This window comes from Virgibacillus oceani (assembly GCF_041521345.1).
In the GTDB taxonomy this organism is placed as follows: Bacteria; Bacillota; Bacilli; order Bacillales; family Amphibacillaceae; genus Virgibacillus_N; species Virgibacillus_N oceani_A.
The window spans coordinates 1-23681 of record NZ_JBGOHB010000021.1 but is presented as its reverse complement, the minus strand read 5'-3'; the positions used below and the strand labels follow the sequence as shown (position 1 = coordinate 23681).

Here is a 23681-nt window from a genome sequence, read left to right as displayed (position 1 = left end):
AAAAATGAAAATAGGAGTGTTATGGCATGAATGAATCATATATTGTTGGTTCGGTGAGAACGGCCGTTGGAAAAATGGGCGGCACATTAAAAGATGTAACCGTGGACTATCTGGCTGAAAAAGTAATCCGTGAACTGATGGAGAAAAACGGTGGTTCAGTGAAAGTGGAAGAAGTCATTCTCGGTCAGGCAAAGCAGAGTGCAGACACATCCAACCTGGCCCGTCTTGCAGCATTGCGTGCTGAACTCCCGGTGGATGTTCCCGGTTATACCGTTCACCGTCAGTGCGGCTCCGGTCTGCAGGCGATCAATAATGCGGATATGCAAATTAAGCTTGGCCTCTCCGATGTGGTCGTTGCTGGTGGGGCGGAAAGCATGAGCACAGCTCCGTACTATTTAAGAAACGCCCGCTTTGGCTATCGTGCAGGAAATGGCGTATTGCTGGATCCAAACACGGAAAGCCAGCCATGCTCGCAGCCGCAAGAGAAATATGGGAACCTGACGATGGGGCTTACAGCGGAAAACCTGGCGGAACAGTATAATATTTCTAGAGAAGAACAGGATGAGTTCGCGCATCGCAGTCAGACACTTGCCGATGATGCAATTAAGTCCGGACGTTTTGAAAAAGAGATCGTCCCATATGAAGTGAAAGAACGGAAAAAGACAATTACGTTTGATACCGACGAACATCCATTCCTGACTTCTCCGGAAAAACTGGCAAAACTGCCTGCCGTATTTAAAGAAAACGGTACGGTGTCACCGGGGAATGCGAGTGGAAGAAACGATGCCGCATCCGTGGTGCTGATGATGAATAAAGAAAAAGTAGAAGAGTATGGCTTGAAGCCGAAAGCAAGAATTCTTGCTCAGGCAACCAGTGGCGTTGCTCCTGATATTATGGGAATCGGACCGGTGGAATCCACCTATAAAGCACTGAAACAAGCCAACCTTACCATGGATGACCTTGGTCTGATCGAATTGAATGAAGCCTTTTCCGCCCAGTCCCTTGCAGTGATCAGAGAGGCAAAAATGGATATCAACAAAGTAAATGTGAATGGTGGCGCTATTGCTCTTGGTCACCCGATTGGTGCAACAGGAGCCATACTGATGACAAAACTTCTTCATGAAATGGAAAGAAGAGGAGAGAAATATGGTCTGGTTACCCTTTGCATCGGTGGCGGACAGGGGATATCCACGATTATTGAATATCTTGATTGATGAATGCAGATGGTGATTCTAAAGAGTCACCATCTGACTTATAAGAAGGGGAATGGACGAAAAATACGGAGGTGCAGTTTTATTGGAATCCATACATATTGTACAGATACTCTCCATGTATCATAAAGATGGCGAGGATGTTTTACAAAAGAATGCAAAGGTAACCAAATTTAATGAATTTGATGAGCAGGAAATTATAGCATTTTTAAATAATAATAAAGTAGATGGCATCATTCTTCGGGCACCGGCAAAAATTACACCGGCGATTCTGGATGCATGCGGAAATGTTAAAGCCATTTCAGGAGCTGGTGTAGGACTGGATAACATTGATGTTAATTATGCAACCCAGAAAGGAATACGCATTCTTCATGCGCCTAAAATTAATACAGTGGCAACTGCCGAGCATGCGGTAAGTTTAATACTTTCAGTTATGAAAAATATTGTAAAATTTAACATGGAAATGGAAAAAGGAAATTATTCCTACCGTGATGGGAAATATACAAGCGAACTGAAAGGGAAAACACTGGGACTTGTAGGGTTTGGATCCATTTCCCAAGAAGTAGCCAAAATAATGAAAAATGGATTTGGTATGAAAGTAATGGCTTATGTAAGAAGAATCCCGGAAGAACGACAGGAAACTGCTGATACGTTGGGCGTTGATCTTACAACAGATATGGGTGAAGTGTTTAAGGAAAGCGACGTCATCAGCCTTCATATTCCATTAAATGAAAAAACCGACGGGAGCGTGAATAAAACCTATTTTGACATGATGAAACCGGAAGCTGTACTGATTAACACAGCACGCGGTGGTGTTATAAATGAAGAAGATCTTGTAGAAGCATTAAAAAATAAGCAAATTCATGCTGCGGGAGTAGATGTATTCCGAAAAGAACCAGCTCCGGCAGATCATCCGTTTCTTGGAATGGAAGAAATCACGAAAACTCCCCACATTGGCGGGATCAGTCTGGAAGCTGCGAGACAGACCAGTGTAACAATAGCAGCCAATCTGATCAAAGCTATCGAAGGGGAAAAAATATCGACAATTGTTAACTGGGGTGATCTTTCTTAAATGAAAGGAATGGACATGGCTATGGAAAAAATGATAAAGGACTTTGAAGGAAGTAACTTTTGGAAGTATATTGGACTGGAATGGGATTCAGTAGAAAAAGGCAGTGTTAAATTAAAGCTGCCGATCATTCCTGAATTTTTGAATGTAAAAGATTCCGTACATGGTGGAGTCTATGCAACCATTTTAGACACTACGATGGGGTTTACCGCCCGTTCACTCGGGTTTGATGCAGTGACTACACTGGAAATGGATGTGCATTTTTTAAAGGCGGTAAAAGATGGAACAGTTTATTCTGTAGGTAATGTTATTCATCAGAACCGTTCTACGGCGCTGGTAGAGGCAGATTTATTTGATGAAGATGGAAACAGATTAGCTCATTCAACCGGAACATTTCGGGTTGTGTAAGCGGAAAATAATAGATAACTTTGTAGATATAACTGGAGGGAAACAGTATCATTTAAAACCTGTTTCTTCCTTATTATATAGAAGAGTTATTTGTTTTTGAATATTTATTTACTTATGCGCTGTCCCATCAAAATATTACTATTACGTTCATGTTTTATGAGCAACCTTTTATAGGCTATGAGCATTTTGCTATAGACATGAACATTATTTATCGAGCGGTTCCCAATTGGATTGGAGCGAATTATGAATTCACGAGCAACTTGAGCGGGCTTTTATAGTTTTAAGAACAATTTTCATAAATTCTATGAGCAGCTCAAATACAGTGCGCTTGTTCTGCGGCACAATGCAAATTAAATATTTCTCCCAAGGATCAGAACCATAATTATGCAGGAAAGCTGGTTTATCATGTTTCGTTTTATTACTTTTGCATCAATGTGTTTACTTTATATTACACAAGAACTTATATCTAATGAAGTATTAAATACAATTTATATTTTACTATGTATTTTAGCGTTTTTACTGGCATTTCAAATGTTAAGCAAGAAAAACAGACTTTTTACCGGCTTTTTGTTTGTTACCGGCATCATTATTAATGTTATATATGGCAGTCAATGGCTTGGGCTGTTTGACGGGATTACGCAGAACATTGCATTGTTGGCGATTATTTTGCTCGCCCCACTGATTTCTCTCCCTTTGGAAGGAGAAGGGGTAATCAATTCAGTTATTTCCAAACTGAATGAATTTAAAAATGACGAGCGAAAAACGTTTTATGGTGTCAGTTCTTTTATGGTAATAGTGGCTCCGATCTTGAATATGGGTGGCATTCGAATCGTTCATGGATTTGTAAGCAGGCTGAAAATAGAATCGAAATTATTATCCCGTGCCTATTTTGGCGGGTTTACTCAGGCCATTGTATGGTCACCGTTTTTTGCCTCTGTTGGTATTGTGATTTCCATTGCGGAAATGCCGTATATAACCTACATGCCAATCGGCGTATTCTTTTCTGTGCTAATGTTTATGACTGCCATTTTTCTGCTTCGTCCTGCAAAAAGTGAAACAGCAGCTGCCCTGGAAGCGTTGCAGGCAGAAACCGAAGCCAGCAAAAGGGACTTTGCTTTGCTTATTTCATTAGTCCTCTTTTTGGTCGGACTCTTGATCGCGCTGGAGCTCATCACCAAATTGCCAATGCTTCTACTGGTGAGTATAAATTGTCTGCTCATTCCATTACTATGGACACTTATCCGGAATAAGTGGGGATGGATGAAAGAACAAATAAAAATATATAAAGTACAGATGAACACAAACTCCAACATGGAAATAGCACTATTCTTAAGTGCTGGATTATTTGGCAATGCCCTGCTCCATACGCCGATTACTTCCGGGCTGGGTAATGCTCTTTTCTGGGCATCCCAATGGTCAGTATTATTGGTTTTCCTGTTTGTTGTTACATTTGTTACGATGATGGCATTTCTTGGGATTCATCAAATTATTGCCGTACCGATTATTTTTCCTTTATTATTGGTACCTGAAGTGGATGTCAACCTGTTTGCTGCGGCATTTATGTGTATATTTTCCTGGATGTTCTCTTCTTCCTTAAGTCCGCTGAATGCGCTAAATATTATTATCAGTTCCTGTGTGCATGCGAATGGAATCAGGGTAGGATTTTTCTGGAACGGGAAGTATTTTCTCACCATTTTTATCCTTGGCTTTGCATATGTTTTCTTTTTGAATTTATTATAATAGAATTTCTACGTTGCAGAGAGGAAGTGTACAGTCTTAACAGGAGTTTCTCTTTCATTAAACTATAAAGTTTTTACCGGACTTATAGAACTGCATCTATAATACGGAAATATTTACTGCAACTGAGGTGTTAAACTTGAGTAAAAGTTTAGATAAAGCGATTAAAGTTTTGGATAGTTTCTTAAAAAAACCGGAAATGACCATTATTGAATTAGCCGAAATGGCCAACATGCCCAAGACCACTGTGTTTCGTCTTGCCAATGGACTGGAGGAAGCCGGGTTACTTGTCAAGGAAAGAAAGTCCAGCCATGACGTGACTTACCGTATGTCGTTGAAATTTCTCACGTACGGCAAACATGTAAGCGAGCAGCTACAGTATAACAAAATTGCCCTTCCTCACATGCAAAAATTAAATGAAGAAATAGATGAGCTTGTCCATGTCTCCATTATGGAAGGGGATGAGTCGGTCTATGTGGAAACAGTGAATAGTTCCAAGCCGGTGCGTTTGGTTGTAAAAGTAGGCGCCAGAGCACCGCTGTATGCAGGATCAGCACCAAAACTGCTCTTATCAGGCAAGCGTGATGAAGAAGTGGAGGATTATTTAAATAAAACTGAGCTGAAAAAGCGTACACCAAACACGCTGGATAATAAGGAAAAGATAAAAGCTGAAGTGAAAAAAATAAGAGAAAAAGGCTATTCCATCAGTTATTCCGAAAATTTCAAAGCCACAGTCGGGATGTCCTATCCAATATATGATTACCAGGGAAATATGGTTGCCGCAATCGGGGTCACTATACCGGATATTGACTATACAAAGGAGCGGGAAGCATTTTTATTAGGCAAGCTGAAAGTAACGGTTAAGAGAATCTGGAAGGAGCTTGGTTATACCGGTACATAGCTAAGTTTGCCATGGAATGAAATGCCTCCGTGTTTTTTGATGCACCTGATGATTAAATAAGGCGAGGAGACTGAAAATGAAAGTATCTGTACACAGCCTGAAACGATTCTGCACGGATATACTGAAGAAGAATGCCATACCGAAACATGAAGCAGAAGTGATTGCCGACAGTTTGATAGATGCCGATTTAATCGGTGTCAGCTCTCACGGTGTGACAAAAATGGCGGACTATCTCGCCCGATTGGACAAAGGGATTATCGAGAAGGAAACAAAAATGGAAATAATTAGAGAAACCGGAACAACGGCATTATATGATGCACATAACGGCTGGGGCCAGTATGCCGGTAAAATTGCCATGGAGCACGCCATCAAAAAAGCCAAACAATACGGTACTTCCAGCGTTGGTGTCTTGAATTCGAATCATTTTGGCACCGCATCCTATTTTACAAGCATGGCAGCAGCGGAAAATTGCATCGGGATCGCAATGACAAACACCTCCCCCATCATGGTTTCCTGGGGATCCAAAGAGCCGACACTTGGCACCAATCCGCTTTCCATTGCCGTCCCGACTAACAGTCATCCGGCCATATTGGATATGGCAACCAGTAATGCGGCCCGCGGGAAAATTAATCTGGCTGTCAAAAATGATGAAGAGGTTCCCGAAGGTTGGGCAATTACGCGGGATGGAGAAAATACAACTGACGCAAAAGAAGCGCTGGAAGGATACCTGCTGCCGCTTGGTCCAAAAGGATCGGGTCTGGCGATGATGATTGATATTATGACAGGTGTGATGACCGGAGCGCTGTTTGGAAAAGACATCCCAAGAATGTATGACGATCCGGCACCGCAAAATATTGGCCATTTATTTATGGTAATAAATCCGGAGAGTTTTGTAGATATTGCGGACTTTAAAGACAGGATGGATGTAAGGGTAGAGCAAACAAGGAACAGCGACCCGGCTAAAGGTTTTGATCAGGTATACATGCCGGGGGACCTGGAGCAGATGAAAAGAGAGAAGAACCTGGAGGAAGGGGTGTCCCTGACACCGGCTATTTTTGATGAATTAAAATCGCTGGGGGAAAAATTCGGTGTTTCTATCGGGAAATAAAACTATAAAACAGCAGTACTGCAAAAGACTGCAGCGTAATATTTGGAATCGGAATTCTGCTAATCTCCAAGTTTGGGAGTTAAGCAAATTATTCAGCACCATTCTAAAATAGTGATTATTTTATGGGGGAGGTGAAGGATTTGGCATTTAGATTTTCTGGTAAGGTCGCTATGGTGACAGGCGGCAGCCGTGGAATTGGGAAAGCAATTGCGGATTTATTCGCAAAAGAAGGTGCAAAAACGGCTATCTTGGATATAGATGAAGAAAATCTGTATAAAACGAAAAATGAATTTATGGCCAAGAGTTATGATATCTTGACCATGAAAGTGGATATCACAAAGAGCCATGAGATGGAAACAGCAGCACGGCGGGTCGTAAATCAGTTCGGCACCCTCGATATTCTCGTGAATAATGCGGGTATCATCCGTGATAACTTGCTGTTTAAAATGACGGATGCTGATTGGCAGCAAGTATTGGATGTTCATTTGACAGGAGCATTTAACGCTGCACGGGCAGCACAAAAATATATGGTGCAACAAAAATATGGCCGAATTATTAACATTTCATCTACGTCAGCCCTTGGCAACCGCGGCCAGACAAATTATGCTGCAGCAAAAGCCGGATTACAGGGTTTTACGAAAACACTTGCTATTGAACTTGGCAAGTTTGGTATTACTGCTAATTCCGTCGCTCCCGGCTTTATCGAAACCGATATGACGAAAGCTACTGCGGAAAGAGTAGGCGTACCGTTTGATGTGTTTATGAATGAGCGGATCAAAGAAATACCTGTCGGCAGAAGCGGGAATCCGGAGGATATCGCAAATGCCATAGCATTTTTTGCAGATGAAACATCCTCTTTTGTGAACGGTCAGGTAATGTATGTTGCCGGTGGTCCAAAAGGATAACTTTGGGTTTAATAGATTTGTTTAATATAAAATAAAAATCAGGAGGGAAAAGAATATGAATATTTATGTATTACTGAAAAGAACCTTCGATACGGAAGAAAAAATTAATGTTTCCAATGGGGAGATAGAGGATGACGGTGCAGAATTCATCATTAACCCGTATGACGAGTATGCCGTGGAAGAAGCGATCAACCAGCGTGATGCACACGGCGGGGAAGTAACCGTGGTTACAGTCGGCGATGAAGACGCCGAAAAACAGCTGCGCACAGCACTTGCCATGGGGGCGGATAAAGCTGTACTCATCAACACGGAAGATGACCTGGAAGAAGGAGACGCCTACACGACGGCAAAAATTCTGGAGACCTACTTTGAGGATAAAGAAGCAGATCTAATTTTAGGTGGAAACGTGGCCATTGATGAAGCGAGCGGCCAGGTTGGCCCGAGACTTGCAGAAAGCCTGGGAATCCCTTATGTGACAACCATAACGGATCTGAATATCGAAGGCGAAAGTGTAACAATTGAAAAAGACGTGGAGGGCGATGTTGAAGTCGTGGAGACAAGCCTGCCTGTTCTGGTTACTTGTCAGCAAGGACTGAACGAACCCCGCTATCCTTCGTTGCCTGGGATTATGAAAGCGAAAAAGAAACCATTGGAAGAACTTGAAATCGATGACCTTGATCTGGAAGAAGATGATGTGGAACCAACAACCAAAACCATCGATATTTTCCTGCCGCCTGAAAAAGAAGCAGGCAGAATCCTGGAAGGGGATGCCAGCGAACAGGTACAGGAATTGGTATCCATCCTTAAAAATGACGAGAAAGTATTATAGTAAGTCCGGCAATTAAGCGGCAGAACTGACAAAAATAAATTCATTTTCCCGACGAGAGGAGCAAAACGATATGAGCAATAAAGTTATAGTAATAGGCGAATTAAAAGACGGTGAACTGCGGAATGTAACTTTTGAAGCAATCACAGCAGCAAAAAAGATAAATGCAGATGAAGTAGTAGGTGTGGTACTGGGTGCAGAAGACCCGGACGGACAGGGAGAAGAAATGATAAAATACGGTGCGGACAAAGTCGTCACTGTTAAGCATGATAACTTGAAAAATTATACTTCGGAAGGCTATGGCCAGGCAGTGATGGCTGTGATTAACGATGAATCCCCAGACGGTATTGTTATGGGTCATACATCCATCGGGAAAGACCTGACTCCTAAACTGGCAAGCAAACTGGGAAGCGGACTTGTATCCGATGTGGTCGACATTGATGTGGATGAAGATAAGGCAGTGTTCACAAGACCGATCTATTCCGGAAAAGCCTTTGAGAAGAAAATCGTGACAGATGGCATCGCCTTTTTCACGATTCGTCCAAATAATATTCCGGCCCCGGAAAAAGATGAATCCCGTTCCGGAGAGGTTACTTCCAAGGAAGTGGATGTAGCGGACATCCGTACTGTGATTAAGGATGTGATCCGCAAAGCTTCTGAAGGGGTGGATCTTTCCGAGGCAAATGTCATTATTGCAGGCGGCCGCGGTGTGAAAAGCAAGGAAGGTTTTGATCAGCTGTATGAATTGGCAGACGTGCTGGGCGGCGCAGTAGGTGCTTCCCGCGGGGCATGTGACGCGGAATACTGCGATTACTCCCTGCAAATCGGCCAGACAGGGAAAGTAGTTACACCTGATTTGTATATTGCCGTCGGTATTTCCGGGGCGATTCAGCATCTTGCCGGGATGTCCAACTCGAAAGTAATTGTGGCGATCAATAAAGATGCGGAGTCGAATATCTTTAATGTGGCGGATTATGGCCTTGTTGGGGATTTGTTTGAGATTGTGCCGATGTTGACGGAGGAGATGAGGAAGTTGGCGAGTTAATATTATAAAAATAAACTGTATGCGGATGGGGTTCTTAAGGCTTATGTGCATACAGTTTTTTCTTTATATTACCGAAATGCCAGTTTTACATATAATAGTTTCAAAGGTTTCCTATCCGACATTATATTAAAAATAATTAGACGAATTAATAATATTGCGTATAATAGTATATTGAACATAGTCATAAAGGAGCTGTTCCCGATGAATAGTAGCATAAATAAATCTCTATCGAAACATACTCCGTTTATTTTCATTATGCTAAATGAAGAGAACCGGATTGTAGAATCCAATGACGCATTTATCTCTCTTCTCGGCAAGGGTGCAACAGGAAAAAAAATCAACTCTGTATTTTCGGTCTGGAAATCTTATGATTGCGGCAAATTAATTCATGCGGAATATGAGAAGTGTGCTTTCATTTTTATTGCCGGAAAACATCATCAGAAAGAATATAAGGAATTGCTTGGCATTGAGTCAGTTGCCTTAAGTGTGCTCAAGAAAGAAAATAATAAATTAAAGACACTGAATCAGGAATTGGATACAACCATTGAAAATTCCTATGACGGCATCTATATTACGGACAAGAATGGTGTAACGCTGAAAACCAATTCTGCCATTGAGAGAATTACAGGGATACCAAAGAAGTATTACATTGGAAAGAATGTAAACGATCTCATCAAGAGAGGTATCCTGAAAAGTTCCGTAACGAAAAAAGTATTGGAACATAAACGGATGGTTTCTGTTGTGCAAAAAAATTACCGGGGTAATGAAACACTGCTGACAGGAAGCCCCATTTATAATGAAAATGGGGAAATAGATAAAATTGTGACCAATATACGGGATTTATCGGATTTAAATGAATTGCAGGCAGAACTGGCAAAAATGAATGAATTGAACAGGAAATATAAACGAGAATTACAGCTATTAAAAAATAACTCGGATAAATCGAATGATATTATTGCCGAAAGCGAAGAAATGCAGGTAGTATTTGATACCGCCAAGAGAATATCCGACATTGATGCTACTGTATTGGTACTGGGCGAAACAGGGGTGGGAAAGGATGTTCTTTCAAACTATATTTTTTCCAACGGCAGAAGGTCCACGGAAGGTGAATTAATTAAGGTCAACTGCGGGGCAATCCCTGCTGAATTGCTGGAATCGGAACTATTCGGCTATGAAGGGGGTGCCTTTACCGGGGCAAGCAATAAAGGAAAGCCCGGTTTGTTTGAACTTGCGGACAATGGCATTCTTTTTCTGGATGAAATCGGAGAATTATCCCTCACTTTACAGGTCAAACTGCTGCGGGTTTTGCAGGAAGGGGAGATTCAGCGTGTCGGCGGCACCCGGCGCAAGAAAGTGAATGTGCGGGTTATTGCTGCAACCAACCGGAATCTCCAGCAAATGGTAGAGAATGGAGATTTTCGTGAGGATTTGTATTACCGGATTAATGTTATTCCAATCCGCATCCCACCCTTGAGGGACAGAAGTAGTGACGTTATTCCTTTGATGAACTTTTATCTGGATAAATTTATTGAAAAATATCAAATGGATAAAGATTTTGACCAGGGGTTAAAAAGCTTCTTTATTTCTTATGACTGGCCAGGGAATATCAGGGAATTATCGAATTTAATAGAAAGGCTTGTGGTGACAGCCCGGAAGGATACTATTACTATGGAAGATCTACCTTTAGAATATCGGCCACAACAGAATGAAACAGAAAAAAAGATTAACTCTTTGAAGGAAACGGTGGAAATGGCGGAGAAAAACGTACTGCGCCTGGCTGCAGAAAGATATAATAACACGTATGAAATAGCTGAGGCATTGAAATCCAGCCAGCCGACAGTTGTCAGGAAATTAAAGAAATATAACATTGATATTGGAGGATGATAGAATGAAAATCGGTGTGGTTGGCGCGGGAGCAGTAGGAAGTTTTTTTGGGGCAATGCTTGAAGAAGGAGGAAACGAAGTAACTTTTCTTGCTAGAGGACAGCATCTGAGGAAAATGAAAGAAAAAGGACTGACCGTGAAAAAAGAAGAAGATACTTTCACTTTGCAGAGCTCATTTACAGATCAGCTGAAAGATTTGGCAGATTCACAGCTTATTTTATTCTGCGTAAAGTCTCATGATACGAAACAAATTGCAAAGGAACTGGATCAGTACATAAGCAAGGATTCACTCATAATGACGATGCAAAACGGGGTCGATAATGAGGGAAAATTAATGGAAATATTCGGAGCAAGACGCACTTTTTCCTGTGCAACCTACATACAATCTGCCATTACAGCCCCCGGCATCGTCCAGCAGGATGGAAGGGTAACTTTAGTCATAGGAGAACTTATTGTTGATGCAAGGGAAACATGTGCAGAAATTGTTCAGGTTTTTCAAAAATCAGGAATTGATGCAAAGCATACAAGCAGCATCCTTGAAAAAAAATGGCGGAAGTTTCTTTGGAATATTACCTTTAATCCTTTATCTGCCGTCTCAAATGCGGGGATTGGAGATATTCTTGATCAAAAAACATTGCGTCGAACTGCCGAGTCTGTATGTAGAGAAGCGATGGAAGTAGCGATTCAAGAGGGTATTTCCACAGACAGGGAAAAAATATTGGACACCATGTTTAAAAATGCAGAGCGTGCCAGGGGACACCGGACTTCCATGCTGCAGGACAGGCTGAATAATAAGCAAATGGAAGTAGAGGCCATGTGCGGGCATGTCATGCGAAAAGCAGAGGAAGTGGATATTCCTGTTCCGGTTATAGAAACGCTGTACAACATTTTGACCTTTATGAATACACAAGCGGCTTTAATGCAGGAAGTAAAAAAATAAAAAAGAAAGGACGAATCCATTATTTTAGAAATACGGAAGAAAGAGGATGTAATCTGTGCAAGATCGGAAGTCATGCGTTCGGATGGCAAAGGAAGGCCTGTTTACCTTTTTCTTGTTGATGGCATGCTGATTGACACGGGCCCGCAAAAGCATGAAAAGGAACTGATCCCATTTTTTAAAGAACATGCATCGCAAATAAAATTTGTGGTGCTGACACATAGTCATGAAGATCTTTCAGGCAATGCAGCGTGGATAGAAAGTAATCTGCAGATTCCCATATTTGTGCATGGGAAAGGTTTGGAAATCTGCCGGCAGCAATCTCCCTACCCTATATACAGACAAGATACCTGGGGGATGAGGGAAAGTTTAATCCTTTGCCACTCGATAAAAAAGTGAATTCCATGGAAGAGGAATGGGAAGTTATTTACACTCCCGGCCATGCTGGTGACCATGTTGCTTTTTACCAGAAACAGACACGGTGCATTTTTACAGGCGATTTGTTTGTCACCTCAAAGCCTCAGGTGATTATGGATAGTGAATCCATCCCACAAACTATAAATTCTATCAGAAAATTATTGACATATGAATTTCATTCCATATTTTGCTCGCATGCAGGCTTCATTGAGGAGGGCAGAACAAAGCTGGCATCTAAATTGGATTATTTGGAATATCTGTCCGGTGAAGTTGCAGTTTTATATAAGCAGGGCTACACAGAACCAGAAATCCGTGAACGTTTATTTCCAATAAAATATGCTATTACAGACATATCCAACGGCGAATGGGATTCCCTTCACATCATCACTTCCATCATATCAGCAATTGATAAGAAAACCTTTAGTTGATTTTAGGACTAAAGGTTTTTTAATTCAAAAGTAAATTGTTGATTCAAAAATGAATCGAGAAGATTTCTGCTTTACCTCGTTCTTGATTCAATGATGAATTAAATGAATAAAAAAATTCAATCTTGTTTTAATGAATGTTTCTTTTTTTTATGTGTTTAGGCTTGCTCTAAAAGTTTTTCCGATCTTGGTTTCTCCCATTTGAAAAGTTGGCATGGCCTTTGCATTAGTAAGGATACATTTAATAAAATTCATCAAATTGGGAGGATTTTTCATGTCAACAGTCATCGCTGATGAACTTCAGCAAATGAAAACAATGATTAAAAATTTTGTGGATAACGAGGTAGACCCTTGTGCACAGCAAATAGAAGATGAAGATGCCATTCCACAGCATTTAATTGAAAAAGCAAAAGAATTGGGTCTGTTTGGCATCAGTATACCGGAGGAGTATGGGGGGATAGGTCTGAATGCCGTCGGGAAAGCAGTGGTTCTTGAGCAATTGGGCAGAACACATAATGGGTTTGTTTCCCTGATCAGCGCACATACAGGAATAGGGAGCACAGGCCTTGTAAAACTTGCATCCGATTACCTCAAAAAGAAATACTTGCCGGATATGGCCAGTGGCAACAAAATGGGTGCATTTGCATTATCAGAACCGGGCGCAGGTTCCGATGCTACCAATCTGTCAACTTATGCAGAAAGAGATAGCGACTACTGGGTTCTCAATGGCACGAAGCATTTTATCACCAATGCGCCAATAGCAGATTTGTTTACCGTATTTGCTGTCACTGACAAGGAAAAAGGAGCAAAAGGTGGAATTACAGCGTTTTTGGTGGAAAGGGATTTTCCTGGACTTATTATAGGTAAAAAGGACAAAAAAATGGGGCTCCGCGGCTCTTATACTTCTCAGGTGATTTTTGAAAATTGCCAGGTACCTAGGGAAAACGTGATAGGCGAAGTTGGCATGGGTTATATGAGTGCATTGAAAATATTAGGAGAGGGCCGCGTCGGACTTGCTGCCCGTGCAGTTGGTTCCTGTGATAAATTAATAGAATTGTCGGCGAGCTATTCCAAAGAGCGAGTGCAATTCGGAAAACCAATTGCTTCAAACCAGGGAATTCAATGGATGCTTGCAGATATGGCTACAGAAACAGAAGCAGCCCGTACATTAACTATGATGGCAGCTGAAAAAATAGATGCAGGAGAAAAGGTGATAAAAGAAGCTGCCATGGCAAAATTATTTGCCTCGGAAGTCTTTAATAAAGTGGCTGATAAAGCTGTGCAGATTCATGGCGGCATAGGCTACATCGGAGAATACGCTGTGGAGCATTTTTACCGGGATGCAAGAATCACAAAAATATATGAAGGAACCAGTGAAATACAGCGTCTGATTATAGCTAGAAAAGTGTTGGATGAGAATTAGGCTGAGGTGAGAATCTGTTTTACCTGCTAATGGGTGTCCTGCAGCTTTGTAATTGGCTGGCTGCATTAAAAGATGTAAAGAAAGGATGGTGGTAGACAAATGGGAGAGCAAGCAGCAACCAAGAAAATTGATACAAAAGTTGTGGAAAAGCAAGCATATGTGGAACAAATCTGGGATAGCAGAAAGGAAAAATGGAGCAAATCAAGAATGCTATTAACCATTATTTCCTTATTGGCCATAGGTCTTTCGATATTTCATGTATACACTGCCGGATTTGGCACCTTATCATCCTGGCTGCACAGAAGTATTCACGTATTATGGGCGATTATGTTGATTTTTCTGCTGTTTCCATTCAGGAAAGGGAAGCAATTCAGTTTTATTGATGTGATCATTATTCTGATAGCGATATCAACAGCAGGATACATGATCATTGATGCAGAAGGAATTCAAAGCAGGCAGGGAAATATTAGTACCGTGGATGCTGTGTTTGGCACCCTGTTTATTGGGCTTGTGCTTGACGCTACAAGGAGAACCAACGGGATTCTGATGGCCGGAATAGGATTATTCTTTTTGGTTTATATCCTTTTTGGCCAGTATTTCCCTGGAGCTCTTGCCCATCCGGGCATCAGGTATGAACGAATGGTTGATCATATGTTCAGCGGTACATTGGGTATTTTCAGCGAACCAATTTATGTGAGTTCCACTGTGCTTATCCTGTTTGTTATCTTTGGTGCTTTCCTAATGCGTTCCGGAGGTGGCCAGTTTTTTACCGATTTTGCCTTTGGGCTGCTTGGAAATAAGACGGGGGGACCGGCATTATCTGCTGTTGGATCCAGTTCACTGGTAGGTACAATAACGGGAAACGGAGCCGCAAATGCTGCAATTACAGGGTCATTTACAATTCCTTTAATGAAAAAACTCGGGTACAGCAAAAGATTTTCGGCTTCAGTGGAAGCGGTTGCATCTCAGGGTGGTCAAATTATGCCGCCAATCATGGGAGCCTCGGTTTTCATCATGGCAGAAACACTGGGAATTCCGTATATACAGCTGGCAATTTATGCATTGATACCGGCTGTAATTTATTTCTTTATCGCAGGAATGGTTGTGTATTTTCATGCCAAACGTTTAAATATGGCAGGTATTCCAAAAGAACAACTGCCAAGTGTAAGGCGGGTTTTATTAAGGCAGGGTTATCTGTTCTTGCCAATACTGCTGATTATAGGATTGCTGCTGTATGGTTACAGTCCGATGAAAGCTGGATTTTATGGAATCCTTTTTGCGCTCGTACTGAGCTGGATCCGAAAAGCAACCCGGATGAAGCTGCTTGGTGTATTGGCGGCTTTGGAAAATGGGGCCAGAAGTGCTTTAACTGTAATTGCAGCCTGTGCTACTGCCGGGATTATTGTGGGCGCGGTCTCACTGACTGGACTGGGTATTACTTTTTCCAGATTTGTCATTGATCTGGCAGGCGGAAATCTGTTTCTTCTTCTTGTATTTATTGGGATTGCTTCCATAATCATGGGGATGGGAATGCCAACTGTTTCGGCATATGTCATTCTGGCTGTTTTAGGTGCTCCGGCATTAATTCAAATGGGCGTAAATGAAGTGGCTGCACATATGTTTGTATTTTACTTCGGTGTGATGTCAGGTCTTACTCCTCCTGTGGCGATTACCGCTTACACGACCGCCGGAATAGCAGGATCGGATCCTTTCAAAACAGCTGCTTATGCAATGAAGATAGGTTTGGGAGGGTTCTTCGTACCATTTATATTTGCCTATAACCCTGTATTACTTATGCAGGGTGGAGATACAGTGCAAATTACAATAGCGATTGTAACTGCTTTCTTGAGTTGTGTTTTCTTTGCAGCTACATTGGAAGACCATCTATTTGGACAGCTTGGTCCCGTAATACGGTTACTAATGTTTATTGTAGCAATATTATTGGTTACGCCTGGTTTTGCCGGTGACATTATAGGTATAGCGATGGCAATAGGTTTGATCATCTGGCAAAAGAGAAAAAACGGAAATGTTATAGAAGAAGCTAATCAAAAAATAGAATTGGAAAGGTGATGGATATGAAAAAAATAATATGGGTATTTGGTGTTGCTGCTCTTCTAATTGGACTCTTGGCGGCATGCGGCGAAGATGAGGAAGTGTCAGGAGATTCGGATAAGCCCGACGCGCCTGATCAATTTTTAACAATTGGTTCCGGACCGATGGGATCTGGCTGGTACCCGATTACTACGACGATGACGGAACTTTACGCTGAAGAGTTTAATGGCTTAAATGCAACGCAGCAGGAGGGCGGTTCCACCTCTAATCTAAACTCCCTTGAAGTAGGCGATATTCAAATGGGCCTGAACTATACGCCGGACTTTAACGCCGCCTTGAACGGTGAAGATGGTTTTGAGGAGCCGATAGAGGAGATTGCTGCTATCGCTGCTATTTATCCGGTATATCAAACAATCGCCACTAGAGCAAATAATACTGACATTCAATCAATAGAAGATATTGTGGATAAGCATATTTTTCTTGGTCCCCAAGGTGGGGGAGGTCCGGTAGCGTTCTGGAATATGATGGCCGAATACGGTATTGACCAGCAAACGATTGAAGAAGCAGGCGGTCAAATCTCTTATGGAAATTATTCTGATGGTGCTTCTATGCTTCAGGACAACAATGTTGATGTTTATTTGGCTGGCGGAGCGCCTTTTGTACCAGCCCTGCAGGAGATGGAGGTAACTTCTCCGATAAAAGTGCTGTCTATAGATGAAGACAAACTTGATAGTATTGAAAGTAAAGATATGGGAATTACCGGAGGAGCACTGCCGGGAGGAACATATGACGAAAACCCCGATGACATATCAACTTATATTATGGAGACGATGATCACAGTAAGAGCTGATTTGGATGAAGACTATGTCTATAATCTTACTAAATTTTTCTGGGAAAACCAGGATTTGTTTGAACAGCAAGTACCGGAAAGGGCGAAAGACTTCAGCCTGGATACAGCTCTAAATGGAATTAATGAAGAGGATCTTCATCCAGGAGCAAAGAGATATTATGAAGAAGAAGGTATGCTGGAATAATATCTAAGCAGAGAGGAGAATTAGAGTGAGTCGATTGGCAAACCGCAAATGGTATCACGCATATCCGGAAAACGTGAAAGAAAGCTTGGAGATTCCTGAGATACCTGTATACAATTTATTGGAAACTACCGCAGAAAGGAATGGCAATCGAACGGCGATACTTTATGAAGATAAAGGCATTTCCTATGAAGAATTAAAGGACAGGGCAGATCGATTGGCAAATGTCTGGGTTCAATCAGGTTTAAGAAAAGAAGATAGAGTGGGGCTGATGGTTTCCAATCAGCCCTGCTACATTATCGCTTATTATGCTGCCATGAAGCTGGGTTTAATTGTAGTGCAAATAAACCCTCTTTACACCACGAGGGAATTAATACAGATTGTTAATGATTCCAACGTAAAAAGCATGGTGGTGGAAAAAAGAAGTATGGCTACATTTATAAAGATTGAGGATATGTTTCAAGTAGAACATGTTTTTGTAACGTATGAAGAATCCGAAAAATATCGAAGTATCGAAGGACTGATAAAGACAGCATCTCCATATAATGGCAGCATAGATATCAGGCCAAAAGAAGATGTGGCGGTGATCCAGTATACCGGCGGCACAACCGGGGTGATGAAAGGAGCCATGCTGACGCATAATAACCTAGTTGCAAATGTGTATCAAAGCTATGCGATGTATGGAGAGGAAATGGAATTTGGTAAGGAAGTCGTGTTGACTGTTACGCCCCTTTATCATGTATATGCGATGACCAGTGCAATGAATTTAGGTATTTATATAGGTGCAACAGTATTACTTATCAAAAAATTTGAGACAGAAAAGGTGCTGGAAAAAATAGAAAGATATCAGCCTACTTTTTTCCCCGGAGTGCCCAGGATGTATAATGCTTTTGTCAACCATGAAAATGTGGAGGCATACGGACTTGACAGCTTGAAACTCTGCTCCTGTGGATCTGCGCCGCTACCTGTGGAAGTGATCAGGAGATTTGAAGGAATTACGGGTGCTGTGATCGGGGAGGGGTTTGGTTTATCGGAAGCATCTCCCTCCACCCACCGCAATCCGCCCGGAGGCAAGCGAAAGGCAGGCAGCATCGGTATCCCTTTTCCATTGACAGATTGCAAAATCGTGGATGATGAGCATGCAGAGGTACCTGCTGGGACAGTTGGAGAACTGATTATTAAAGGGCCGCAGGTGATGAAAGGATACTGGCAAAATAATGAAGAAACAGATCGCGCATTGAAAAACGGCTGGCTGTATACAGGTGATCTGGCAAAACAGGATGAAGATGGCTACTTTTATATCGTCGGAAGAAAAAAAGAGATGGTAATTAACGGTGGCTTTAATGTGTATCCGCAGGAAGTGGAAAACGTGCTTTATGAACACCCGAATATTAAGGAGTGTGCTGTAGCTGGCATTCCCCACCCGGAAAAAGGAGAAGTGTTAAAAGCTTATCTGGTGCCCAAAGATGGAGCTATATTGGACACGGAAGAGGTGAAGGGGCTGTGTTACCGTAATCTTACCCCATATAAGGTGCCAAAGGAATTTGAGGTAATTGATGAGCTGCCCAGAAATACGGTAGGCAAAATATTGAAGCGGATGCTGATAGAAAAAGAAAAGACAAACTAGATGGAGCGTTATCAGCAAATTAATTTACTTTTATGAGAGAATGCAATATCTATGAATCAATTTATCTTAAAAAAATTGGAGCATCCAGTCCAACTCTTTCAGCCGAAATTTGAAAAATAGTGAAACAGGAGAGATCATATATGCATTTACGTCTGACGGAAGAACAGAAAATGGTTCAGGAAACGATACGAAAATTCGTGGAAAAAGAATTAATACCGCTTGAAAATGAAGTGCTTCGGAATGAAATAGAAGGCAAGCCAAGTCTGCCGGTAGAAAAACAGGAAGAATTAACAAGAAAAGCAAAGGAATCCGGGTTTTGGGGGATTAATACACCGGCAGCGTATGGAGGAGCTGATTTGGGACAGATGATGCAGGCCATCATTACGATGGAAGTTTCCAAAACCTTTGTCCCTTTTAAATTTGGCGGCACAGCAGATAATATTTTGTACTATGCAAACGAGGAACAAACAGAAAAATATTTAATCCCGACAATTAATGGAGATAAAAAGTCCTGCTTTGCCATGACAGAACCAGGGGCAGGTTCGGATACACAAAATATAAAAATGACAGCGGTTAGAGATGGTGACGATTGGATTTTAAATGGAGAGAAAACCTTCATCACTGGAGGAAATGAAGCAGAATTTGTCATGGTTATTGCCATTACCGATAAAAAATTACATAAAAAAACAAATGGCCGGGAAGGTGTTACTTGTTTCATAGCTGACCGCGATATGGGCTGGACCTCCGAATATATTTATACCATGGGGGAATGGGGGCCGGCTAGTCTGTTTTTTGATAACACAAGAGTTCCTGAAGAGAACATTTTAGGTGAATTGCACCAGGGGTATCAGTTGGGACTGGAATGGATCGGATTTGCAAGATGGATTGTAGGAGCACGTGCAGTAGGGTCAGCGGAGCGACTTTTGCAAATGGCTATTGATTACGCAAATGAACGGGAAACCTTTGGGAGACCAATTGCTGACAGGCAGGCTATCCAATGGCAAATAGCTGACTCTGCAGTGGAAATTGAAGCAGCAAAATGGCTCGTTCTTAATGCAGCCTTCACCCTTGATCAAGGAGAAGACAACAGACATCTGTCTTCCATGGCTAAATTGTACGGGGCTAATATGGGTAACCGGGTGATTGACAGGGTGTTACAGATTCATGGTGGCATGGGCTATACAAGAGAACTCCCGATTGAACGGTGGTACAGGGAGGCCAGGCTGTGGAGGATTTATGATGGAACAGATGAAATTCAGAGATTGATCATCTCAAGAAATCTGATCAAAGACAATGTCAAAATAGGGCAATATATATAGAAATAACAGGGAGGAAAAAATAATGGCAGGAAATTATGAAGGAAGAGTAGCTTTTATTACAGGCGGCAGCCGTGGCATCGGCAAAGGAATTGCATTAAGGTTTGCGGAGGAAGGCGCAAAAATAGCGGTAATTGATATTAATGATGAAGCATTAAATGAAGTTCAGACAGCGTTTGAAGCAAAAGGGTATGAGATTTTTACAAAAAAAGCAAATGTTACCCAGGCTGATGAAGTAGAAGCAGCAGTGAAGGACATTGCCAATAAGTATGGAAGAATAGACATTCTAGTTAATAATGCCGGTATTATCCGTGATAATTTATTATTTAAAATGACGGATGATGACTGGCAGCAGGTAATGGATGTTCACTTAAAAGGCTCTTTTTACGCAACACGGGCTGTGCAGAAGTATATGGTTGATCAAAAATACGGCCGTATTATTAATATTTCATCCACATCTGCTCAAGGGAACAGAGGACAGGCAAATTATTCAACGGTTAAGGCAGGACTGCAAGGATTTACCAAGACCTTGTCAATTGAACTTGGTAAGTTTGGAATTACTGCAAATGCTGTAGCGCCGGGCTTTATAGAAACAGAAATGACGAAAGCTACGGCAGAGCGGGTAGGTGTTCCTTTTGATCAATTTATTCAAGGGGCAATAAGTAAAATTCCGGTTGCCAGAAGCGGCAAGCCTGAAGATATTGCGAATGCCGTTGCATTTTTCGCAGATGAAAGATCTTCTTTTGTGAGCGGTCAGGTTATTTATGTTGCCGGAGGACCGAAAGATTAAGCAGGATGGGAGGACAGTAATGATGTACAAGAATATGATTGGCAAGCAATCAGATAAAGTGAAGAACGCTGTGGAACGCACGCTCGTAAGACGATTTGCGGAAGCGATCGGGGATCCGCACCCGATCTTCATCGATGAAGAAACAGGAAAACAGTCAAGGTATGGTGCAAACGTGGCGCCGCCTACTTTCCCGAGAACGTTCGATTTTGGTGCCGTAGAGGGGTTGCAACTACCCGACAAGGGTCTAATCCATGGGGAGCAAAACTATCATTATGAAAGACCTCTTTTGGTAGGGGAAGAAGTTTATTGCTGCACCCGCGTGAAAGATTACTTTGAAAAGGAAGGTAAAAACGGGCTGATGAGTTTTCTTGTGATTCAGCGGTTCGGTGAAAGCACAGATGGCGATGTCATTTTCACAGAGGAATCCACGATTATTATTAATGAGAAAGTAAGGGAGGCCATGCAAGCATGAACAGTATGTCGGAACTGAAGGAAAATGAATTATTGGAAGTAACGCTGGATCCGGTAAGCAGATTGGATCTTATACGTTATGCAGGTGCTTCAGGAGATTTTAACCCAATTCATACGATTGATGAAGAAGCGGAAAAAGCAGGTCTTCCCGGTATTATAGCGCATGGCATGTGGACAATGGGTAACCTGGCAAAACTCTTCACCCCATATTACAGTGAAGGATTTATTCAGGATTACCAGATCCGTTTTGCCGGCATGGTTTTTCTGGAAGATGTCATCACATTGCAGGCGGAATTGGAGAAAACGGATAACCATATTTTCGAATTCCAGGTGAGAGCGGTAAACCAGCATGAAAAAGAAGTAATCAAGGGGAAAATAAGATTTCTAAAATATTAATCTATAAAAAACCTGATCTTAAAGGGTAAATGAAGCCAAGGAGGAATGGAGATGGAGAGAGAGGCAGTGATCGTTGCAGGGGCACGGACAGCGATTGGAAGACAGGGTGGAGCACTGGCCAGTGTTCCGGCTCACGTTTTTGGAGCGGAAGTAATAAAGGAAGTAGTAAACAGATCAAATCTTGAACCGGAAATGATCGATGATGTGATATTTGGAAACGTTTTGAGCGGAGGGGGAAATATTGCAAGGTTAACAGCTTTAGAGACAGAATTATCTCTGAATTTTCCGGGATTGACGGTGGACCGCCAGTGCGGTTCAGGAATAAATGCAGCTATGCTGGCTGCACAGGCTGTTAAATCCGGAGCAGGAGATGTATACATCGCAGGCGGGATTGAAAGCATGAGCCGGGCTCCCTACCTGATGGACCGTGCTGAACGGCCGTATGATGCGGCTCTTCCAAAATTCCGGAAATCTCAATTGTCACCGGAGAGAATTGGAAACCCTCCGATGGGAATCACAGCAGAAAATCTGGCAAAGAAATATAACATTTCCAGGGAGGAGCAGGATGAGTTTGCCCTTGCGAGCCAGCAAAAAATGGCGGCAGCTATGGAAGCAGGACGTTTTAATGAACAAATTGTTCCGATCTCCATCCCTCAACGGAAAGGAGAGCCGGTTATTTTTGAAAAGGATGAGCATCCGCGTCCCCAGTCCAGCATGAAAGGATTGGCGAAACTGAAGCCTGCCTTTGCAGCAGACGGATCCGTCACCGCCGGGAATAGCTCCGGTCTTAACGACGCAGCTTCTGCATTGGTTATTATGTCAAAGGAGAAAGCTGAAGAATTGGGTTTAGCGCCTTTAGCGTTTATCAGAGAGAGCGCAGTGGGAGGAATCGATCCTAATATAATGGGGATAGGGCCGGTGCCAGCCATTAAGAAGGTAATGGGGAATTACGGTCTTGACTTGAATGACATGGACCTTATTGAGCTGAATGAAGCATTTGCAGCACAGGTCATCGCCTGTGACCGAGAATTAAACTTTAATTCGGAAATACTGAATGTGAATGGCGGCGCCATCGCCCATGGCCATCCACTCGGTGCTACAGGGGCCATTCTCCTTACCAAAGCAGTATATGAACTGCAAAGAATGGAAGGGAAACACGCTTTGATTACTGCTTGTATCGGTGGCGGTCAGGGAATTGCAATGATTATTGAACGGAATTAAATAACACGGATACCTATGCACTCCAGTTAAAGATAATGGATATGGAGTGCCCTGTGAGTACATAAAAAAGGGTGAGTGCTGTAATCAGATCCCCTGGATGGAGGTGTGCTATGGGAAAGATACATGAAATTGAAACGTACGTGCGTTTCTGTGATACAGATGCATTAGGGCATGTCAACAATACCCGTCATTTTCAATATTTTGAAGAAGCCAGAACAAAGTTTTTTAAAGCGGTTTATCCGGAGCGCAGTGCTTCATTCAGTTTTATTTTAGCGTCTATATACTGTGATTATCTGGCACAGGCATATGCTGATCAAATTCTAAGAGTCACGACATTTGTTACGAACATTGGAAATCACTAGCATTGCATTAATTAAAACTAAAAATTAGGAATGGGCAAAATTTTCGTTAATTTACTGTTATCCAAAGAAAAAGTCCTTTATAATGGATATAGTCAGGTGGTAACCCGTCCAAATCCACT

The 23681-nt window shown here is 42.1% G+C and carries 23 protein-coding genes; all 23 read left to right on the top strand.

Translation table 11 applies throughout. The annotated features are described in order from the left end of the window. Positions 1-26: 26 nt before the first annotated feature. Complete coding sequence (locus ACDX78_RS15145) at positions 27-1214, top strand: thiolase family protein (RefSeq protein ID WP_486028995.1); 1188 nt, start codon at positions 27-29, stop codon at positions 1212-1214. 52 nt (positions 1215-1266) lie between these two features. After that, positions 1267-2283: a hydroxyacid dehydrogenase gene (locus ACDX78_RS15140; RefSeq protein ID WP_486028994.1), complete on the top strand. Its 1017-nt coding sequence runs from the start codon at positions 1267-1269 to the stop codon at positions 2281-2283. After that, positions 2284-2688: a PaaI family thioesterase gene (locus ACDX78_RS15135; protein ID WP_486028993.1), complete on the top strand. Its 405-nt coding sequence runs from the start codon at positions 2284-2286 to the stop codon at positions 2686-2688. Positions 2689-3093: 405 nt separating this feature from the next. Further along, positions 3094-4428 carry a hypothetical protein gene (locus tag ACDX78_RS15130; RefSeq protein ID WP_486028992.1) on the top strand — a complete coding sequence of 445 codons (1335 nt, stop codon included), beginning with the start codon at positions 3094-3096 and terminating at the stop codon, positions 4426-4428. Positions 4429-4564: 136 nt separating this feature from the next. Beyond that, positions 4565-5326 (top strand): IclR family transcriptional regulator, encoded by a 762-nt coding sequence (locus ACDX78_RS15125; RefSeq protein WP_486028991.1) that lies wholly within the window; start codon positions 4565-4567, stop codon positions 5324-5326. Between the two features lie 76 nt (positions 5327-5402). Beyond that, positions 5403-6434, top strand: coding sequence for an Ldh family oxidoreductase (locus ACDX78_RS15120; protein ID WP_486028990.1), 1032 nt, complete (start codon positions 5403-5405; stop codon positions 6432-6434). Positions 6435-6574: 140 nt separating this feature from the next. Next, complete coding sequence (locus ACDX78_RS15115; protein WP_486028989.1) at positions 6575-7339, top strand: SDR family oxidoreductase; 765 nt, start codon at positions 6575-6577, stop codon at positions 7337-7339. A gap of 55 nt (positions 7340-7394) precedes the next feature. Next, positions 7395-8168, top strand: coding sequence for an electron transfer flavoprotein subunit beta/FixA family protein (locus tag ACDX78_RS15110; protein ID WP_486028988.1), 774 nt, complete (start codon positions 7395-7397; stop codon positions 8166-8168). A gap of 70 nt (positions 8169-8238) precedes the next feature. After that, on the top strand, positions 8239-9210 hold the full coding sequence (locus tag ACDX78_RS15105) for an electron transfer flavoprotein subunit alpha/FixB family protein (RefSeq protein WP_486028987.1): 972 nt from the start codon (positions 8239-8241) through the stop codon (positions 9208-9210). 201 nt (positions 9211-9411) lie between these two features. Then, positions 9412-11094 carry a sigma-54 interaction domain-containing protein gene (locus ACDX78_RS15100; RefSeq protein WP_486028986.1) on the top strand — a complete coding sequence of 561 codons (1683 nt, stop codon included), beginning with the start codon at positions 9412-9414 and terminating at the stop codon, positions 11092-11094. Between the two features lie 4 nt (positions 11095-11098). Beyond that, positions 11099-12034, top strand: coding sequence for a ketopantoate reductase family protein (locus ACDX78_RS15095; protein WP_486028985.1), 936 nt, complete (start codon positions 11099-11101; stop codon positions 12032-12034). Positions 12035-12106: 72 nt separating this feature from the next. Next, positions 12107-12430 (top strand): MBL fold metallo-hydrolase, encoded by a 324-nt coding sequence (locus ACDX78_RS15090; protein ID WP_486028984.1) that lies wholly within the window; start codon positions 12107-12109, stop codon positions 12428-12430. Continuing rightward, positions 12409-12876 (top strand): MBL fold metallo-hydrolase, encoded by a 468-nt coding sequence (locus ACDX78_RS15085; RefSeq protein ID WP_486028983.1) that lies wholly within the window; start codon positions 12409-12411, stop codon positions 12874-12876. The genes ACDX78_RS15090 and ACDX78_RS15085 overlap by 22 nt, the downstream gene beginning before the upstream one ends. Positions 12877-13147: 271 nt before the next feature. Next, on the top strand, positions 13148-14296 hold the full coding sequence (locus ACDX78_RS15080) for an acyl-CoA dehydrogenase family protein (RefSeq protein WP_486028982.1): 1149 nt from the start codon (positions 13148-13150) through the stop codon (positions 14294-14296). A 99-nt stretch (positions 14297-14395) separates the two neighbouring features. Further along, positions 14396-16366 (top strand): TRAP transporter permease, encoded by a 1971-nt coding sequence (locus ACDX78_RS15075; RefSeq protein ID WP_486028981.1) that lies wholly within the window; start codon positions 14396-14398, stop codon positions 16364-16366. Between the two features lie 5 nt (positions 16367-16371). Next, the gene (locus ACDX78_RS15070) at positions 16372-17382 is read left to right on the top strand and encodes a TAXI family TRAP transporter solute-binding subunit (protein WP_486028980.1); all 1011 of its coding nucleotides are present in this window, start codon (positions 16372-16374) and stop codon (positions 17380-17382) included. 25 nt (positions 17383-17407) lie between these two features. Next, positions 17408-19006, top strand: coding sequence for a long-chain-fatty-acid--CoA ligase (locus ACDX78_RS15065; protein ID WP_486028979.1), 1599 nt, complete (start codon positions 17408-17410; stop codon positions 19004-19006). Positions 19007-19146: 140 nt separating this feature from the next. Then, complete coding sequence (locus tag ACDX78_RS15060; protein ID WP_486028978.1) at positions 19147-20325, top strand: acyl-CoA dehydrogenase family protein; 1179 nt, start codon at positions 19147-19149, stop codon at positions 20323-20325. A 22-nt stretch (positions 20326-20347) separates the two neighbouring features. After that, positions 20348-21112 carry a beta-ketoacyl-ACP reductase gene (locus ACDX78_RS15055; protein ID WP_486028977.1) on the top strand — a complete coding sequence of 255 codons (765 nt, stop codon included), beginning with the start codon at positions 20348-20350 and terminating at the stop codon, positions 21110-21112. Positions 21113-21134: 22 nt separating this feature from the next. Further along, positions 21135-21584, top strand: coding sequence for a MaoC family dehydratase N-terminal domain-containing protein (locus tag ACDX78_RS15050; protein ID WP_486029047.1), 450 nt, complete (start codon positions 21135-21137; stop codon positions 21582-21584). Next, positions 21581-21979 (top strand): MaoC/PaaZ C-terminal domain-containing protein, encoded by a 399-nt coding sequence (locus ACDX78_RS15045; protein ID WP_486028976.1) that lies wholly within the window; start codon positions 21581-21583, stop codon positions 21977-21979. The genes ACDX78_RS15050 and ACDX78_RS15045 overlap by 4 nt, the downstream gene beginning before the upstream one ends. A gap of 51 nt (positions 21980-22030) precedes the next feature. Further along, positions 22031-23200 (top strand): thiolase family protein, encoded by a 1170-nt coding sequence (locus ACDX78_RS15040; protein WP_486028975.1) that lies wholly within the window; start codon positions 22031-22033, stop codon positions 23198-23200. Between the two features lie 110 nt (positions 23201-23310). Continuing rightward, positions 23311-23562, top strand: coding sequence for an acyl-CoA thioesterase (locus ACDX78_RS15035; RefSeq protein WP_486028974.1), 252 nt, complete (start codon positions 23311-23313; stop codon positions 23560-23562). Positions 23563-23681: the final 119 nt, after the last annotated feature.

What these genes read in the sequence shown, in the direction of transcription:
- ACDX78_RS15145 (WP_486028995.1), top strand. Translation starts at nt 27, where the DNA reads ATGAATGAATCATATATTGTTGGTTCGGTGAGAACGGCCGTTGGAAAA.
- ACDX78_RS15140 (WP_486028994.1), top strand. Translation starts at nt 1,267, where the DNA reads ATGGACGAAAAATACGGAGGTGCAGTTTTATTGGAATCCATACATATT.
- ACDX78_RS15135 (WP_486028993.1), top strand. Translation starts at nt 2,284, where the DNA reads ATGAAAGGAATGGACATGGCTATGGAAAAAATGATAAAGGACTTTGAA.
- ACDX78_RS15130 (WP_486028992.1), top strand. Translation starts at nt 3,094, where the DNA reads ATGTTTCGTTTTATTACTTTTGCATCAATGTGTTTACTTTATATTACA.
- ACDX78_RS15120 (WP_486028990.1), top strand. Translation starts at nt 5,403, where the DNA reads ATGAAAGTATCTGTACACAGCCTGAAACGATTCTGCACGGATATACTG.
- ACDX78_RS15110 (WP_486028988.1), top strand. Translation starts at nt 7,395, where the DNA reads ATGAATATTTATGTATTACTGAAAAGAACCTTCGATACGGAAGAAAAA.
- ACDX78_RS15105 (WP_486028987.1), top strand. Translation starts at nt 8,239, where the DNA reads ATGAGCAATAAAGTTATAGTAATAGGCGAATTAAAAGACGGTGAACTG.
- ACDX78_RS15100 (WP_486028986.1), top strand. Translation starts at nt 9,412, where the DNA reads ATGAATAGTAGCATAAATAAATCTCTATCGAAACATACTCCGTTTATT.
- ACDX78_RS15095 (WP_486028985.1), top strand. Translation starts at nt 11,099, where the DNA reads ATGAAAATCGGTGTGGTTGGCGCGGGAGCAGTAGGAAGTTTTTTTGGG.
- ACDX78_RS15090 (WP_486028984.1), top strand. Translation starts at nt 12,107, where the DNA reads ATGCGTTCGGATGGCAAAGGAAGGCCTGTTTACCTTTTTCTTGTTGAT.
- ACDX78_RS15080 (WP_486028982.1), top strand. Translation starts at nt 13,148, where the DNA reads ATGTCAACAGTCATCGCTGATGAACTTCAGCAAATGAAAACAATGATT.
- ACDX78_RS15075 (WP_486028981.1), top strand. Translation starts at nt 14,396, where the DNA reads ATGGGAGAGCAAGCAGCAACCAAGAAAATTGATACAAAAGTTGTGGAA.
- ACDX78_RS15070 (WP_486028980.1), top strand. Translation starts at nt 16,372, where the DNA reads ATGAAAAAAATAATATGGGTATTTGGTGTTGCTGCTCTTCTAATTGGA.
- ACDX78_RS15060 (WP_486028978.1), top strand. Translation starts at nt 19,147, where the DNA reads ATGCATTTACGTCTGACGGAAGAACAGAAAATGGTTCAGGAAACGATA.
- ACDX78_RS15055 (WP_486028977.1), top strand. Translation starts at nt 20,348, where the DNA reads ATGGCAGGAAATTATGAAGGAAGAGTAGCTTTTATTACAGGCGGCAGC.
- ACDX78_RS15050 (WP_486029047.1), top strand. Translation starts at nt 21,135, where the DNA reads ATGTACAAGAATATGATTGGCAAGCAATCAGATAAAGTGAAGAACGCT.
- ACDX78_RS15045 (WP_486028976.1), top strand. Translation starts at nt 21,581, where the DNA reads ATGAACAGTATGTCGGAACTGAAGGAAAATGAATTATTGGAAGTAACG.
- ACDX78_RS15040 (WP_486028975.1), top strand. Translation starts at nt 22,031, where the DNA reads ATGGAGAGAGAGGCAGTGATCGTTGCAGGGGCACGGACAGCGATTGGA.
- ACDX78_RS15035 (WP_486028974.1), top strand. Translation starts at nt 23,311, where the DNA reads ATGGGAAAGATACATGAAATTGAAACGTACGTGCGTTTCTGTGATACA.